This window comes from Vagococcus sp. WN89Y, from assembly GCF_052220145.1.
In the GTDB taxonomy this organism is placed as follows: Bacteria; Pseudomonadota; Gammaproteobacteria; order Enterobacterales; family Enterobacteriaceae; genus Kosakonia.
The window spans coordinates 38,692-55,049 of record NZ_JBQPOM010000059.1 but is presented as its reverse complement, the minus strand read 5'-3'; the positions used below and the strand labels follow the sequence as shown (position 1 = coordinate 55,049).

At 55.0% G+C, this 16,358-nt stretch carries 13 protein-coding genes; 8 read left to right on the top strand and 5 right to left on the bottom strand.

The features are described from left to right. Positions 1 to 143 precede the first annotated feature (143 nt). The 3 genes from serS to lolA form a co-directional block, all read right to left on the bottom strand. Positions 144 to 1,436, bottom strand: coding sequence for a serine--tRNA ligase (serS, locus tag ACTU3N_RS16835; RefSeq protein WP_443087271.1), 1,293 nt, complete (start codon positions 1,434 to 1,436; stop codon positions 144 to 146). 93 nt (positions 1,437 to 1,529) lie between these two features. After that, entirely contained in the window at positions 1,530 to 2,873 is a 1,344-nt protein-coding gene (gene rarA / locus ACTU3N_RS16830) for a replication-associated recombination protein RarA (RefSeq protein WP_443087270.1), read from the bottom strand. A 9-nt stretch (positions 2,874 to 2,882) separates the two neighbouring features. After that, positions 2,883 to 3,494 (bottom strand): outer membrane lipoprotein chaperone LolA, encoded by a 612-nt coding sequence (lolA, locus tag ACTU3N_RS16825; protein WP_443087269.1) that lies wholly within the window; start codon positions 3,492 to 3,494, stop codon positions 2,883 to 2,885. A 484-nt stretch (positions 3,495 to 3,978) separates the two neighbouring features. Between lolA and ACTU3N_RS16820 the strand changes: the two genes are divergently transcribed. Further along, positions 3,979 to 4,377 (top strand): hypothetical protein, encoded by a 399-nt coding sequence (locus tag ACTU3N_RS16820; protein WP_443087268.1) that lies wholly within the window; start codon positions 3,979 to 3,981, stop codon positions 4,375 to 4,377. A 60-nt stretch (positions 4,378 to 4,437) separates the two neighbouring features. Here the strand turns inward: ACTU3N_RS16820 and ftsK are convergent, their stop codons facing one another. Beyond that, positions 4,438 to 8,136 carry a DNA translocase FtsK gene (gene ftsK, locus ACTU3N_RS16815; RefSeq protein WP_443087267.1) on the bottom strand — a complete coding sequence of 1,233 codons (3,699 nt, stop codon included), beginning with the start codon at positions 8,134 to 8,136 and terminating at the stop codon, positions 4,438 to 4,440. A gap of 118 nt (positions 8,137 to 8,254) precedes the next feature. Next, complete coding sequence (lrp, locus tag ACTU3N_RS16810) at positions 8,255 to 8,749, bottom strand: leucine-responsive transcriptional regulator Lrp (protein WP_002439523.1); 495 nt, start codon at positions 8,747 to 8,749, stop codon at positions 8,255 to 8,257. Positions 8,750 to 9,299: 550 nt separating this feature from the next. Here lrp and trxB point away from each other — a divergent pair. The 7 genes from trxB (at position 9,300) to ACTU3N_RS16775 (ending at position 16,299) form a co-directional block, all read left to right on the top strand. Then, on the top strand, positions 9,300 to 10,265 hold the full coding sequence (trxB, locus tag ACTU3N_RS16805; protein ID WP_443087266.1) for a thioredoxin-disulfide reductase: 966 nt from the start codon (positions 9,300 to 9,302) through the stop codon (positions 10,263 to 10,265). A gap of 114 nt (positions 10,266 to 10,379) precedes the next feature. Further along, the gene (gene cydD, locus ACTU3N_RS16800) at positions 10,380 to 12,143 is read left to right on the top strand and encodes a heme ABC transporter permease/ATP-binding protein CydD (protein WP_443087265.1); all 1,764 of its coding nucleotides are present in this window, start codon (positions 10,380 to 10,382) and stop codon (positions 12,141 to 12,143) included. Continuing rightward, complete coding sequence (gene cydC / locus ACTU3N_RS16795; RefSeq protein ID WP_443087264.1) at positions 12,144 to 13,865, top strand: heme ABC transporter ATP-binding protein/permease CydC; 1,722 nt, start codon at positions 12,144 to 12,146, stop codon at positions 13,863 to 13,865. A gap of 173 nt (positions 13,866 to 14,038) precedes the next feature. Next, on the top strand, positions 14,039 to 14,740 hold the full coding sequence (gene aat / locus ACTU3N_RS16790) for a leucyl/phenylalanyl-tRNA--protein transferase (protein ID WP_443087263.1): 702 nt from the start codon (positions 14,039 to 14,041) through the stop codon (positions 14,738 to 14,740). A gap of 290 nt (positions 14,741 to 15,030) precedes the next feature. After that, a complete protein-coding gene (gene infA / locus ACTU3N_RS16785) occupies positions 15,031 to 15,249 on the top strand; it encodes a translation initiation factor IF-1 (protein WP_001040187.1) in 219 nt (72 codons plus the stop codon). Between the two features lie 145 nt (positions 15,250 to 15,394). Continuing rightward, complete coding sequence (parS, locus tag ACTU3N_RS16780; protein ID WP_443087262.1) at positions 15,395 to 15,838, top strand: type II RES/Xre toxin-antitoxin system antitoxin; 444 nt, start codon at positions 15,395 to 15,397, stop codon at positions 15,836 to 15,838. Next, positions 15,835 to 16,299, top strand: a complete 465-nt coding sequence (locus ACTU3N_RS16775) for an RES family NAD+ phosphorylase (RefSeq protein ID WP_443087261.1) — start codon at positions 15,835 to 15,837, stop codon at positions 16,297 to 16,299. Before parS ends, ACTU3N_RS16775 begins: the two co-directional genes overlap by 4 nt. The last annotated feature ends 59 nt before the right edge of the window (positions 16,300 to 16,358 follow it).

Here is a 16,358-nt window from a genome sequence, read left to right as displayed (position 1 = left end):
GATGCTGAAACTACCGCCGAGGAGGGAACGGGAATATGAAAGGGAAGTGAGGCAAAAAAGGCCGAAATATCCTGTTAAAAACAATGCCGGTCACCTTAAGTGACCGGCATTAGCCCGCAGGCGCTTTTTTAGTCTGGCAGAACTCAGCCGATGTACTCAAGCCCCTTCATATAAGGGCGCAGTACTTCCGGCACTTCGATACGCCCGTCTGCCTGCTGGTAGTTTTCCAGCACGGCAACCAGCGTACGCCCCACTGCCAGGCCGGAGCCATTCAGGGTGTGCACCAGCCGGGTTTTCTTATCAGCCTTGCTACGGCAGCGCGCCTGCATACGACGCGCCTGGAAATCCCACACGTTCGAGCAAGAAGAGATTTCGCGATAGGTATTCTGCGCCGGGATCCAGACTTCCAGATCGTAGGTTTTACGCGCGCCAAAGCCCATGTCGCCCGCGCACAGCAACACTTTGCGGTATGGCAGACCCAGAAGCTGCAGCACTTTCTCTGCGTGGCCTGTCATCTCTTCCAGCGCTGCCATTGAGTCTTCCGGGCGAACAATCTGCACCATTTCGACTTTATCGAACTGATGCATACGGATAAGGCCTCGGGTATCGCGCCCGTAAGAACCGGCTTCAGAACGGAAGCATGGCGTATGTGCGGTCATCTTAATAGGCAGATCGTCTTCATCGATGATCTCATCGCGCACCAAGTTCGTCAGCGGCACTTCGGCAGTCGGGATCAGCGCGTAATTGCTGCTGTCGGCTTCCTCTTCCAGCGGGCGGGTATGGAACAGATCGCCGGCAAATTTCGGCAGCTGCCCGGTGCCGTACAGCGTATCCTGATTAACCAGATACGGGACGTAGTTTTCGGCATAACCGTGCTGCTCGGTGTGCAGGTCTATCATAAACTGCGCCAGCGCGCGGTGCATGCGGGCAATCTGCCCTTTCATGACCACGAAACGGGAACCGGTGAGTTTTACCGCTGCGGCAAAATCCAGCCCGCCATGCATTTCGCCCAGCGTGACGTGATCGCGCACCTCAAAATCAAACTGGCGCGGCGTGCCCCAGCGGCTGACTTCAACGTTGTCGTTTTCATCACGGCCCGGCGGCACGTCGTCGTCAGGGATGTTCGGGATAGCAAGCGCAATATCACGGATTTCGCCCAGCAGGGACTCCAGCTCTACTTTCGCCGCGTCCAGCTCTTCGCCCAGTTTGTTCACTTCCAGGCGTAATGGCTCAATATCTTCCCCGCGTGCCTTCGCCTGGCCAATGGATTTCGATCGCGAGTTGCGTTCAGCCTGCAGGTTTTCAGTTTTGACCTGCAGTACTTTACGACGCTCTTCGAGCGCGCGTAATTTATCTACATCCAGCTTAAAGCCCCGGCGTGCCAGTTTTTCAGCGACTGCGTCTGGCTCGGTACGCAGCAGATTGGGATCGAGCATGCTTTTCCTGTGCTTATCGAATTGAAATAAAAAGTAAGCGGCCGCAGCCTGCGACCGATGAGATACACCAATAACCTTACCGCAACACCCGCACTAGCGGTAGCGTTTTATAGGGCTTTTATGATCCTGTTCGGTTAGCCAGGCGAGCTTTTCGCCAATCTTGCCTTCCAGGCCTCTGTTGGTGGGTTGATAATAGCGCGTTTGTGCTAATTCTGGCGGGAAATACTCTTCGCCAGCGGCATAAGCGTTTGGCTCGTCATGAGCATAACGATACTCCTGACCATAGCCCATCTCTTTCATCAGTTTGGTCGGCGCGTTACGCAGATGTTCCGGTACGTCATAATCAGGCCGTTCACGCGCATCGGCGAGCGCTGCTTTAAAGGCGGTGTAGACCGCGTTGCTTTTTGGCGCACAAGCAAGGTAGACAATGGCCTGGGCGATGGCGCGCTCCCCTTCAGCCGGACCGACGCGGGTAAAACAATCCCAGGCAGAAATCGCCACCTGCATCGCTCTGGGGTCGGCGTTGCCTACATCTTCCGAGGCGATGGCCAGGCAGCGACGCGCGACATACAGCGGGTCTCCCCCGGCGGTGATGATGCGCGCATACCAGTAAAGCGCCGCGTCCGGCGCGCTGCCGCGCACGGATTTATGCAGTGCCGAGATCAAATCGTAAAAGCGATCGCCTTTATTGTCGAAGCGCGCGCTGCGCTCGCCGGCAATCTCCCGTAACAGCTCGGGTTTGAGCACACGTTTCCCGGCATCATCTTCGGCGGCCATATCGGCCATCATCTCAAGCGTATTCAGCGCCCGGCGCGCGTCGCCATTGACCAGTTCGGCAATCGCGCGCCGCGTGTCATCCGGTAAAACAATATTTTGCCCGCCGTAGCCACGCGCTTTATCTTCCATCGCCTGCGTCAGTACCTGCTCAATATCTTCCGTGGTGAGGGATTTCAGCAAGTAGACGCGCGCACGGGAGAGCAGCGCCGAGTTGAGTTCAAACGAGGGGTTTTCGGTGGTCGCGCCGATAAAGGTGATGGTGCCGTCTTCGATATGCGGCAAAAACGCATCCTGCTGGCTTTTATTAAAGCGATGGACTTCATCAACAAACAGGATGGTGCGCCGCCCGGCGTTGCGGTTTTGCCGCGCACGTTCTATCGCTTCGCGGATCTCTTTGATGCCTGAAGTCACGGCCGAAATGCGCTCGACATCCGCGCTGGCGTAGCGGGCAATCACTTCGGCAAGCGTTGTTTTGCCGGTGCCCGGCGGCCCCCACAGGATCATGGAGTGCAAATGCCCGGCTTCTATAGCGCGCGGCAAGGGTTTACCCGCTGCCAGCAGATGCTGCTGACCAATGTATTGCGCTAAATTTTCTGGCCGCATACGGGCGGCCAGAGGTTGGAAAGCATTATCGGAAAAATCGAGCGACAGGTTGCTCACACATGCCTCTTACTTACGTTGGTCATCAACCGTTACACCCTGCGGCGGGGTAAAGCTGAATTTGGATGCTTCCACCGCGCCGTTTTGCTGCGCTTTAAGCTGATAACTGCTGCGCTGGTCATCCTGTTCAATCGCGCTGAACTGATGAATGGTGCCGTCACGGCCGACATTAATGGTAAATTGTTTCAGGTTGCCGCTGCTGTTTTTCGGCGTCAGGACGAAGTCATCGCCCTTCTGTGCAATATTATACTGCTGCCAGTCGCTCGCCTGGTTGCGGGCTATTAGCATAAACGGTGTGTTGCCGGTGGCATCTTTCAGCCAGGTCGCCGTGGCCTGCTCAACAAAAGGATTATAAAACCAGAGCGTTTTGCCATCAGACACCAGGATGCTTTCATCCGGCGCGGTCATATGCCAGTTAAACAGGTTCGGGCGTTTCACCCATAAATCGCCCTGACCTTCCTGCACGGCGTTGCCGCTACCGTCGGTGACTTTCTGCGTGAAGCTTGCGTGGAAGCTGCTCACTTTATCCAGACGACTTTTCAGATCGCTTGCTGCATCTGCCCAGGCCTGGCTGGCGGCAAAGCTGGCCAGTAAGGCGCAGGTAATAGCAATTTTTTTCATTTTGATTCCTTCACTCTTCCATACTGACAGTCGACAGACTAAGGCGAATACAGCCTTTACTATACCAATTCAGCCATGCATTTTCCTGGTAAAAAAACTGAAAAGCGCCAATCAATGACGATGCTATTTGTAAAAAAATTAATCGCTGGCTGACTAAATCTTGCATAAAATTAAACCGTGACTTTGTGGCACTTAATAACGTAGTATATTTCCTGAAACAGGATCATAATAACAGCGCTATCTTCAAACCATTCACACAATAATACTTAAAGCAAATTCCTGCTCTCAAAATATATTTTTAGCTGTAAATAAGGAATATTAATGAACCTTAAGCATTAATTTTTACGCTGCCTTTTTTGCTAACAGGATGTGTTAAGTTATACCCTTCTGGATATTCTGAAAACATAAATGCCTCGACCTTTTTCCTGCCCAAACTAGGATCGTTATTGAGGGGCCAGAATATAACGACTCCGTCCAGGTACCCATGAAATGTAAGGGTGTCTTTACTTTTGCGGACAACCACACAGAAAGCGGCATGATAAGGGTAAACGTTTTAGATCAGTACATGCTCAGCTTCGACATGGAAATAGTACGTACGTATAAATTAAGGATTACATGGCGTTCAGAAGAGCAGATCGCTGAAGATAAGAAAAGGCTTATTGAGATCGACAAAGAGGCAAATGAAATACTGGCGCATCCTTCTTATAAATATATCTATCTCTCGCTCAACTCAGACGGCGATTTAAACCATAGAATTCGCATAGTATCTAAACCTGCAGCCTGTGGTAATAATCCTTACGATAAATACTATCCGGGCTTTGATGATTTAATAGAAGAAAAAGTTGAGTTACAGCACAATATTCAAAGAGCAGAGAAAGATTAATACCTGAATGGTTCTGCCTCTGGTTCATTTGCTAAACCAGAGGCAGAACAGGCAAGATCCTTACTCAAACGGCGGCGGTGCCAGCACTTCACGATTACCGTTATGGCCCTGCTCGCTGACGATACCCTGCGCTTCCATCTGTTCAATGATACGCGCCGCACGGTTGTAGCCGATACGGAACTGACGCTGTACGCCGGAGATGGAGGCTTTGCGTTTTTCAGTCACAAAGTTAACGGCCTGATCGAACAGCGGATCAAGCTCCTCGCCGCCATCAAAACCACCGCCACCGCCTTCGTTTTCGCTTTCGGAGGTGATGCCATCAACATATTGCGGACGCCCTCGGGCTTTCCAGTCCTGCACGACCGCATGCACTTCCTGATCGCGAACAAACGCGCCGTGAACACGCGTCGGCGCAGAGGTAGAGTTCGGACCGGAGTAGAGCATATCCCCCATGCCAAGCAGCGATTCCGCACCGCCTTGATCGAGGATGGTGCGCGAATCAATTTTACTCGATACGGTAAATGCAATACGCGTCGGGATATTCGCTTTGATAAGCCCGGTTATCACATCGACCGACGGACGCTGGGTTGCCAGCACCAGGTGAATACCGGCGGCACGCGCTTTCTGCGCCAGGCGCGCAATCAGCTCTTCCACCTTCTTACCAACCGTCATCATCAGGTCGGCGAACTCATCCACCATCACCACGATGTACGGCAGTTTCTCCAGCACCGGATGCTGAACATCCATGCTGTCGCCCGGTTTCCAGTACGGGTCAGGAATCGGCCTTCCCATCCGCGCGGCTTCGGCAATCTTCTCGTTGTAACCGGCCAGGTTACGCACGCCAAGCGCCGACATCAGTTTATAGCGACGCTCCATTTCATTGACGCTCCAGCGCAGGGCGTTGGCGGCGTCTTTCATATCTGTCACCACTTCGGTGAGCAGGTGCGGAATGCCTTCGTAGACCGAGAGCTCCAGCATTTTCGGGTCGATCATAATAAAGCGAACTTCTTCCGGCGTCGCTTTATAGAGCATGCTGAGGATCATGGCGTTAACGCCGACGGACTTACCGGAACCGGTGGTACCGGCCACCAACAGGTGCGGCATCTTCGCCAGGTCGGCAATCACCGGATCGCCCGCGATGTCTTTACCCAGCACAACGGTCAGCGGCGACGGGCTTTCGCGGAACTTCGCGCAGTCCAGTACTTCGCGCAGATAGACGGTCTGACGTTTTTTGTTCGGCAGCTCAAGCCCCACATAAGGCTTGCCGGGGATAACTTCCACCACACGCACGGCAACGGTAGAGAGTGAACGCGCCAGATCGCGGGAGAGGTTAGAAATACGTGCGGCTTTTACGCCTGGCGCCAGGTTTAGCTCAAAACGCGTGATAACCGGGCCTGGCGAATAGTTGACCACATCGGCCTTGATGCGAAAATCCGCCAGCCGGGCTTCCACCAGGCGCGCCATCTGCTCAAGCGCGAAGGTGTCTACCGGCTCGACTTCTGCCGGAGGCTGCGTCAGCAGATCCAGCGACGGGAGCGGCGTCGTCGGTTTTTGCACCGGACGGCTGTCGCCGTTACGCATCAACAGAGGATGAATAAGGCTTTCCTGCGGTGCAGGCGCGGCAGGTTGCTGCACCGGTTGTTGATACTGCTGCGGTGCAGGCTGCCGGTTTTGTTGCAGCACTGGCTGCGAAGGAGCAGGCGAAACAGGTTGCTGTACCGGTTGTTGATACTGCTGCGGCGCAGGCTGCTGATAGTGCGGTTGTACCGGCGCTTCAGGCTCCGGCGCGACACCCGGTGTAAACATCGGTTCATGCGGGCCGTCATCCACCAGCACTTTGGTTGGGGAGAATTCATAATCCTCCGGCTTAAAGGGCTGCGCTCCGTCCGGTTGTTCACCGGCGTAACGCTGCTGCTGCGATGCGGCGAACTGACGAGCTAGCTCGGCTTCGGCCGCGTCGTTATCATCCTGCCCGCTATGCGGTGAGTCATTATGCGTAGTATCGTGCTGATAGGCGTCGCCGTAACGATCCTGCTGTGAAGCGGCAAACTGGCGCGCCAGCTCATCCTGCTGCTGCACATCGCTATCATCCGATGCATCTTCCGCGCGTGCGCGCACTTCAGCCATACGCTGCGAAGGCAGCTTGATGCCATATGACGCCAGCTCGCGACGCGTCGGCACGCGTACACGATTCGGCCTCGGCAACTGCGGGCCAATCCCTTCTTTTACCTGAGGACGAGGCGCACCGCCTGCGGCCAGGCTGAATACTGGCGCTGCTGCTGCGGCGGCGCTGGCTGCCGCGTTACCCGACGCCTGCGGCGCGCTTACAACTCCCGCCACGACAGAAACGTCGCTGGCAGGCATTGGAGGCATGACAGGTTTGCTTACCGGCTCGGCGCTGGCCGGTTCCGGAATCGGCTGATACCAGGCCGCGAGCTGCTCACGCTCACGCGCGCGCTTCTCTTCCACCTCTTCAAAATAATAAAGCGGCGGGCGCGCCTGCTTCGCCTCTTCACTCAATGCGTCAGGTTGCGGCTCAATGTTCGGCTCTGGCGCAGGTGCTATCTGCGGTTCTGCCTGCGCATAAACGTTCTCTTGTTGCGGCTGCGGCGTTACCGGCGCGTCCGGCGCCCAGCTTTCATCAGCCACCGGCTGCTGCCACTGCGGCACAACCTGCTGCGGGTAGCCGCTATTTCCCTCAGGCGCAGGCGTTGAAGGCTGCCAGGCTGCGGGTTGTGAAACATCAGGAGCTACAGGTTCGACGGGCGCAGCCCAGGCCTGGGCCGCGGTCGTTGCGGCGGCAGCGGCAACCAGCGGCTCCGTAACGCTACGCCCGCTCAGCAGCGGATCGTACTCGTCTGCTTCGGTGGCGCGATGGCCGGAGAAAAGCACATCGTCAGCATCGGCAGGAATGCCGCGCGCACTGTAAGCAATCTCTTCGGCTTCATCGTCCATGCGCTTACCGGAAAATAACGCTTCATCGGTCTTGCGGCCCATAGGGTTAATAAATCGCTCGGCAACCCGCTTACGGCGCGCCAGCGCACCGCGTAAAATCCGCGCGCGGCGAGACTCTCGCGGCTGCTCTTCTTCGTACTCGTCGTCGTCCTCATACTCTTCATCATCAACCCAGGTGTCATCGCGACGGGTGCGGTTGCTGGCAAAAGTAAGGATGTTGAGAATGACGCTGCCGATTTTCTCCGCGATGGTCACCCACGACCAGCCGGTGAAGAGCGTTAACCCGGCCGCCCAAATGCAAAGTAACGCGAGCGTGCCGCCGCTGCTGCGCAGCAATGGTTGCAGCGTCGTGCTCAGCAGGCTGCCGATGACGCCGCCGGAGGCGAAATACCAGATATCGTCGGCATTGATAGCGGCCAGACCGCAGGAGGTCAGGATCAGAGCCAGCGCGCCGATAAGCCGCAGCGAGACGGCAAAATAATCGATGTAGTCTTCACTGGTGCGGTGACGCCAGGTAAACCAGCAGGCGCCAGCGATAATCACCGGGATGGTATAGGCCATCACGCCGAAAATGAAAAATAGCGTGTCGGCAAGCCATGCGCCGGGCGCACCGCCCAGATTATGGATAGGTTCATGCCAGGCCGTTTGTGACCAGCTAGGGTCCGACGGGTTGAAGCTGAGGAGCGCCGCCATTAACCAAACGGCAAAAAGTGAAACGAGGATCAGCAACGCCTCCAGGAGTCGACGCCCGCTGCTTAACTTTGTCAGTGTGACTTCTTTGTCTTCTGTATATTCCTGGCTCAAGACAGGCTCTCCAGGTCCTTGATGCTAAAACGGACAGCAGCGCCGGTTATCCGGCACTGCTGCTGTATGGATTAACAGGAGTGTAATCAAAAAATAGCGATTTTGCACCTGTTCCGTATTAGCGCGTCTTAATTACCAGACGGTTGCTCTGCTTGACTTCTTCCATCACGACATACGTACGGGTGTCATTCACGCCCGGCAGACGTAGCAGGGTTTCCCCTAACAGTTTACGGTAAGCGGACATATCCGGTACGCGCGTTTTCAACAGATAGTCAAAATCACCTGATACCAGATGACATTCCTGAATTTCTTCAAGTTTTTGTACTGCAGAATTGAATTGTTCAAACACATCCGGCGCGCCACGATTCAGAGTAATCTCAACAAAAACCAGAAGTGATGCATCCAGATAATGCGGGTTCAGCAGCGCGGTATAGCCCTGAATAAACCCTTGCCTTTCCAGTCTGCGCACGCGCTCAAGGCACGGCGTCGGGGAAAGCCCCACTCGTTTAGAAAGCTCGACGTTGGAAATACGCCCGTCTTTTTGCAATTCGTTAAGAATATTACGATCGATACGGTCGAGGTCTTTACCTGGGCGTTTCTTGCTATCTACCATTATTATTGTCTCTCTGTATTCCTTCCCTACTCCTGTCTAAACTCTGTGCACTTCACTGTTCAGAGTCTTAACCCGTCACGTTACGTACCGCATATTACAGAGTGAACACGGCGCGTAATCCCAGGGTTTGCATTGAGAAGACCGTTGCCACAGGCCACTATCGATATCACGGATGGCGTCTGTCCACGCCATGCGTAGATTTCGCTAGCACGGTAAAATGGTATTTACATGCATGAATTTCAATCATGCGTGAAACACGGCTTTTTCTCTATTTGATGTTTTCGCAAATGCGCAGGGGATTGTCAAAGCAAAACATCTTTTTTTAGTACAACATGCCAGATATTCATCACTGGCGCTCAGGAATCCTCATTTTATCACCTTATAACCGAACCTTTTTCAGTAGAAATTATTATATTTCGGCATGAAAATTCCTGGTATCATCGGTTATTACTATCACACATATCGTTAACATAATCGCAGCGCCCTTTTTTTACGCCGGTAAATTCCCTACAATCCAGCCCAATGTCTGCCACACAATAATGAGGATCTCATGGGTACGGCCAAACACAGTAAGCTGCTTATCCTTGGTTCAGGCCCTGCCGGTTATACCGCTGCGGTCTATGCCGCACGCGCCAACCTGCAGCCAGTTTTGATTACCGGTATGGAAAAGGGTGGCCAGCTCACCACCACCACCGAGGTTGAAAACTGGCCGGGCGACCCGCACGATTTGACCGGACCGCTGTTGATGGAGCGCATGCATGAGCATGCCGTCAAATTCGACACTGAAATCATCTTCGATCATATCAGCAGCGTTGATTTGCAAAACCGTCCGTTCCGTCTGAAAGGCGATAGCGGCGAGTACACCTGCGATGCATTAATCATCGCCACCGGCGCCTCAGCCCGTTACCTTGGCCTGGCCTCTGAAGAAGCGTTTAAAGGCCGTGGCGTTTCTGCCTGCGCAACCTGTGACGGTTTCTTCTACCGCAACCAGAAAGTGGCCGTTATCGGCGGCGGCAACACCGCCGTAGAAGAAGCGCTGTATCTGGCGAACATTGCTTCTGAAGTGCATCTGATCCACCGCCGTGACACCTTCCGTGCGGAAAAAATCCTGATCAAACGTCTGATGGATAAAGTGGAAAGCGGCAATATTGTGCTGCACACCAACCGTACGCTTGAAGAAGTCACGGGCGATCAGATGGGCGTTAGCGGTTTGCGCCTGCGCGATACACATAATACAGAAAATGTAGAGACGCTGGATGTGGCTGGTCTGTTTGTCGCCATTGGCCACAGCCCGAACACCTCGATTTTTGAAGGGCAGCTGGAGCTGGAAAACGGCTACATTAAAGTCCAGTCCGGTATCCATGGCAACGCGACACAAACCAGCATTCCGGGCGTTTTTGCCGCAGGCGACGTGATGGATCATATCTACCGTCAGGCTATCACTTCCGCCGGTACCGGCTGTATGGCCGCGCTGGATGCTGAACGGTATCTTGATGGGTTAGCTGAAAGTAAATAATCTTTACATCTCAGCAACAAAGGTAAAAAAGGCGACTATAAGTCGCCTTTATTTTGCCTGCGTTGTAACATTGCACCGGCTAAAAATTCGATAACTTCACCAGCAAAGCGTGCAATGAATAAAACTCGTCAGCAAGAACTCACCCGCTGGTTAAAACAGCAAAGTATTATTTCCCGGCGCTGGCTGACCCTGTCACGCCTTCTGGGCGTGGTCAGCGGCGTGTTGATTGTGGCGCAAGCGTGGATAATGGCGCGCATTCTCAACCATATCATTATGGAAAATATCCCGCGTGAAGCCCTCCTGCTGCCTTTTGCTTTGCTGGCGCTGATTTTTGTTCTGCGCAGTTGGGTTATCTGGTTACGTGAGCGTGTCGGTTTCCATGCTGGCGCGCATATCCGTTTTGAAATTCGCCGCCAGGTACTGGACAGGCTGCATCTGGCCGGGCCTGCGTGGATTCAGGGAAAACCGGCGGGAAGCTGGGCGACGCTCGTGCTGGAACAAATTGATGACATGCATGACTTCTACGCCCGCTATTTGCCGCAAATGGCGCTGGCCGGGAGCGTGCCGCTGCTGATTGTGATAACCCTTTTCCCCATCAACTGGGCCGCGGCGCTGATACTGCTTGCCACCGCGCCACTTATCCCTCTTTTTATGGCGCTGGTGGGCATGGGTGCAGCCGATGCTAACCGTCGCAATTTTAAGGCGCTGGCGCGCCTGAGCGGCCATTTTCTCGATCGCCTGCGCGGGATGGACACACTGCGAATTTTTGGTCGCGGCGACGCCGAAACCGACGCTATCCGCCAGGCTTCTCAGGATTTCCGCAGCCGAACCATGGAAGTGCTGCGTCTTGCTTTTTTATCCTCCGGTGTGCTGGAGTTCTTCGCTTCCCTGTCGATTGCCGTGGTGGCGGTCTACTTCGGCTTCTCTTACCTCGGCGAGCTGAATTTTGGCCATTATGGTACGGGCGTGACGCTGTTTGCCGGTTTTCTTGCGCTGGTGCTGGCGCCGGAATTCTTCCAGCCGCTGCGGGATCTCGGCACGTTTTACCATGCCAAAGCACAGGCTATTGGCGCAGCGGATAGTCTGAAAACGTTTATGGAAGCGCCGCTGGCGCATCCGCAGCGCGGCACGGTTACGCTTAGCGACGAGCCGGTTTCGCTTGAGGCCCGCGCTCTGGTTATCAAATCCCCTGAAGGCGCGGTGCTTGCCGGGCCGCTTGATTTCTCCCTACCTGCCGGGCAGCGCGTGGTGCTGGTTGGTCGCAGCGGCTCGGGGAAAAGTTCTTTAATTAATCTGTTATCTGGCTTTTTACCCTATGAGGGTTCGCTGCAGGTCAATGGCACAGAGCTGCGCGAGCTGGATGCAGAGAGCTGGCGCAAGCTTATCAGTTGGGTGGGGCAAAACCCGCAGCTGCCCGCCGCGACTCTGCGTGAGAACGTCCTGCTTTCGCGCCCGGATGCCAGCGAAGCGGAGCTCCAGGCGGTGCTGGACAAGGTCTGGGTTAGCGAGTTTCTGCCGCTTTTGCCCGAAGGGCTGGAGACGCAGCCTGGCGATCAGGCCGTCAGGCTTTCGGTTGGCCAGGCACAACGCATCGCGGTGGCGCGTGCGCTGCTCTCTCCCTGTAAACTGCTGCTGCTGGACGAACCTTCCGCCAGCCTTGATGCCCATAGCGAACAGCGCGTGATGCAGGTGCTGACCGACGCTTCCCGCCAGCAAACGACGCTGATGGTGACCCATCAACTGGAAAACCTTGCCGACTGGGACGCTGTCTGGGTTATGCGCGAGGGGCAGATTATTGAGCAAGGCAGTTTTGCTGAGTTATCCCACGCACAAGGGGCGTTTGCTGAGCTGCTTGCGCATCGTCAGGAGGAGATTTAAATGCGCGCGCTGCTGCCTTATCTCGCACTTTATAAGCGCCATAAATGGATGCTGGCACTGGGCGTGATCCTCGCCATCATTACCCTGCTGGCCAGTATCGGTCTGCTCACGCTCTCCGGCTGGTTCTTGTCCGCCTCTGCGCTGGCGGGTTTCGCCGGGCTGTATAGCTTTAACTATATGTTGCCTGCGGCGGGCGTGCGTGGTGCTGCGATTACGCGCACCGCCGGGCGCTATTTTGAGCGTCTGGTCAGCCACGACGCCACCTTCCGCGTACTGGAACATTTACGTGTTTCAACCTTCAGCAAGCTGCTGCCCCTCTCGCCGGGCGGGCTGGCGCGTTTTCGCCAGGCTGAGTTGCTCAACCGGGTGGTTGCCGACGTAGACACCCTTGACCACCTTTACCTGCGGGTCATTTCGCCGTTAGTGGGCGCGCTGGTGGTTATCGTTGTGGTCACCCTGGGGTTGTGCGTACTGGATGTTCCGCTCGCCCTGCTGCTCGGTGGGATCATGCTGGCAACGCTATTTTTCCTGCCGCCGCTCTTTTATCGTGCGGGGAAACCCACCGGCGAGAAGCTGACTGCGCTGCGTGGTCGCTATCGCCAGCAATTAACTAGCTGGTTACAGGGCCAGGCGGAGCTAACGCTTTTCGCCGCCAGCCAGCGTTATCGCGAGCAGCTGGATAATACCGAACTAAGCTGGCACGAAGCGCAGCGCCGCCAGTCCGATCTTAGTGCTACCTCCCAGGCCTTGATGCTGTTGATTAGCGGCGTGGCAGCGATAGCAATGCTGTGGTTCGCCGCCGGAGGCGTGGGCGGTAATCCCGAACCCGGTGCGTTAATCGCCCTGTTTGTTTTCTGCGCGCTCGCCGCCTTTGAAGCCCTGGCACCCGTTACAGGCGCTTTCCAGCATTTAGGCCAGGTCATAGCTTCCGCAACGCGCATCACGCAACTTACCGAGTGCCAGCCGGAAGTGACATTTGTGAAAAACGCTTGCGCTGCGCCGGAGCAGGCCTCCGTGCAATTCGATGCGGTCTCTTTTAGCTACCCTGGCCAGCCGCTGCGGGCGCTGGAGAATATCTCGCTGTCCATTGCCGCCGGGGAGCATGTCGCTATTCTTGGCCGCACCGGTTGCGGTAAATCCACCCTGTTACAGCTACTGACCCGTGCGTGGGACCCGCAACAAGGCACTATTCGCCTCGGCGGCCAGCCGCTGGCTGATGTTGCCGAATCAGACCTGCGTAAATTCATTAGTATGGTGCCGCAGCGCGTTCATCTGTTTAGCGCCACGCTACGGGATAATTTACTGCTCGCGTCCCCCCAGGCCAGCGACGAAGCGCTCAGCACTATGCTCAGGCGCGTCGGGCTGGAAAACCTGCTCGACGATAGCGGCCTTAATGCCTGGCTCGGTGAAGGCGGTCGCCAATTATCCGGCGGCGAGCTGCGCCGCCTGGCGATAGCCCGCGCACTGTTACGCGACGCGCCGCTGGTGCTGTTGGATGAACCCACCGAAGGGCTGGATGCGTCTACCGAGAGTCAAATCCTTGAATTACTTGATGAAGTAATGGAAGGAAAAACGCTCTTAATGGTCACGCACCGTCTGCGTGGCCTGGCACGTTGCGATCGGATAATTGTGATGGACAACGGGCAAATTATTGAGCAAGGTAATCACGCAGCGTTAATGGCGAAACAGGGTCGGTACTACCAGTTTAAGCAGCGTCTGTAGCGGATAGTCGTCATTTTGCCGCTTATTTATCGGCAACGCTAAAGTCAAACAGGCAAGATGACGATAGTAGTACACATCATTCAGGATGCGCTAAAACTGTGACTTACCCAGGGCGGCCTGAAGAGTGCTATGTTCCTTTGTTGCGTTTGAGTTACGTTGTGGAGTTATAAGTCATGCGCCTGGTTCAGCTATCTCGTCACTCTATCGCTTTTCCTTCGCCAGAAGCGGCGTTGCGTGAACCCAACGGTTTGCTGGCGCTGGGTGGCGATCTCAGCCCGGCGCGGCTTTTGGTTGCCTATCAACGCGGCATTTTTCCCTGGTTCTCTCCCGGCGATCCGATTCTCTGGTGGTCACCCGATCCGCGTGCCGTGCTGTGGCCGGAGCGTTTTCATATCAGCCGTAGCATGAAGCGTTTTCATAAAACGTCGCCGTATCAGGTGACGCTCAATCACGCGTTCGATCAGGTTATCGACGGCTGCTCGCGGGAGCGTGACGAAGGCACCTGGATTACGCCTGATGTTGTACAAGCGTATCAGCGTCTGCATGAGCTTGGCCATGCGCACTCCATCGAAGTGTGGCACGGCAAGGAGCTGGTGGGCGGGATGTACGGTGTTTCTCAGGGCGGTCTGTTCTGTGGTGAGTCCATGTTCAGCCGCCGGGAAAATGCCTCCAAAACGGCACTGCTTGTTTTTTGCGCAGAATTTGTACACCACGGTGGTAAGCTGCTCGATTGTCAGGTGTTAAATAATCACACCGCATCCCTCGGCGCGGTGGAAATTCCTCGCCGGGATTATCTGCTCCAGCTGGCAGAGTTGCGTAAAGTGCCCATGCCATCGCATTTCTGGGTGCCGAGGTCGTTGTTTTTACTGCCCTGAACAATGTTTTCGGCACATTTTGTGTCAGGGTGTTATAATGGTCGCTCAGAGCAGCTTTTGCCTGTTGCCCCGCCCTGCCCGGGAGTTGTTTGTATCAGGGATGCCCTTCGTTTTATCTCAATGCTCCCCTTTTCGGCTGCGCTTATCATGCGCGCCGTGGTAGTGGCGTGAGGGCAATATGCAAAAGTCGTTTTGCTGCGTTTTATCAGCACAAATCTTTACTTAACTGACGAACTTCGGCATTATCTTGCCGATTCAAAAATTATGGTAGTGATACCCCCGAGGATTAGATGGCCAAAGAAGACAATATTGAAATGCAGGGCACCGTGCTTGAAACGTTGCCTAATACGATGTTCCGCGTAGAACTGGAAAACGGTCACGTGGTCACTGCGCATATTTCCGGTAAAATGCGTAAAAACTACATCCGTATCCTGACGGGCGATAAAGTGACTGTGGAACTGACCCCGTACGACCTGAGCAAAGGCCGCATTGTCTTCCGTAGCCGCTAAGATTTTCCGCCAGCGCACTTAAGTGCTTCACGTTTAAAGGTCGGGTTATTCCCGGCCTTTTTTGTTTTTTGCCTCCCCCCACCTTTCACCGCTGCGGACAAATGTCTATACTGGGTAATGACAAATGTCTTAACCCGGAGGAAACATGAGAACCTGGAGCCCGGAAAACAAACCGGCTGAGAATGCGCTCTGGCGTTTCGCCGGTTTTCCCGCCAACCGAGGCATAAAGCTGGTACAGATGCTGAATGAAGGCCTGCCGGTCAGCATTCTTGATAATATTCATGAATGGACAGAGATGTCGCGTGCCGATATTTTGCGCGTAACGGGCATTAATGAACGCAATGTCGCCCGCCGTAAAAGCGCCGGTCATACGCTGACCCCGGAAGAGAGCGAAAGGATCGCCCGTCTGGTTCGCGTCGTGGACACCGCGGTACAATTTTTTGGCAGCAAAAAAATGGCCTGGGAGTGGTTACAAACCCCGGTTCGCGGGCTTGGCAATGTCGCCCCTATTTCGCTTATCGCCACGGAAAGCGGTGCGCTCGAAGTGACCGACCTTCTCGGTCGGCTGGAACATGGGGTGTTTGCTTGATTTTCTACCGCCTCGTTACGCGCCGCTTCGCCAGCGAAGCCTGGACAGGAGGTGGCGCGAATCAGTTCGGCGGTCGGTGGAACCATAAAGGACATCCGGCGGTTTATGTCGCCACCTCTGTTTCTCTTGCCGCGCTTGAAATGCTGGTGCATGTGCATAGCGAGCGCCTTCTTGCCCGTTATAAATTGTTCAGCATTGAGATAGCAGACAAGCATATCGAGCATCTGGATAAGCAGTGGCTGCCGCCTGACTGGCAGGAAAACCCCGCCCCGCTTTCCACCATGGATCTGGGTACCGCCTGGCTGGAAGCCAGAAGCGCCATCGCGCTGGTGCTGCCGTCCTGCGTTATCCCGATGGAAAATAACGCGATTTTAAATCCTCAGCATGAGCACTTCAGTAGCCAGTTAAAAACTGTAAAAGAGCTGCCTTTTGTTTTCGATTCACGGCTGACAACAGCCTGATGCTTGCTCGCAGATATAAAAAAACCGGGTCCACAGGAACCCGGTTTTTACGTTTTAAC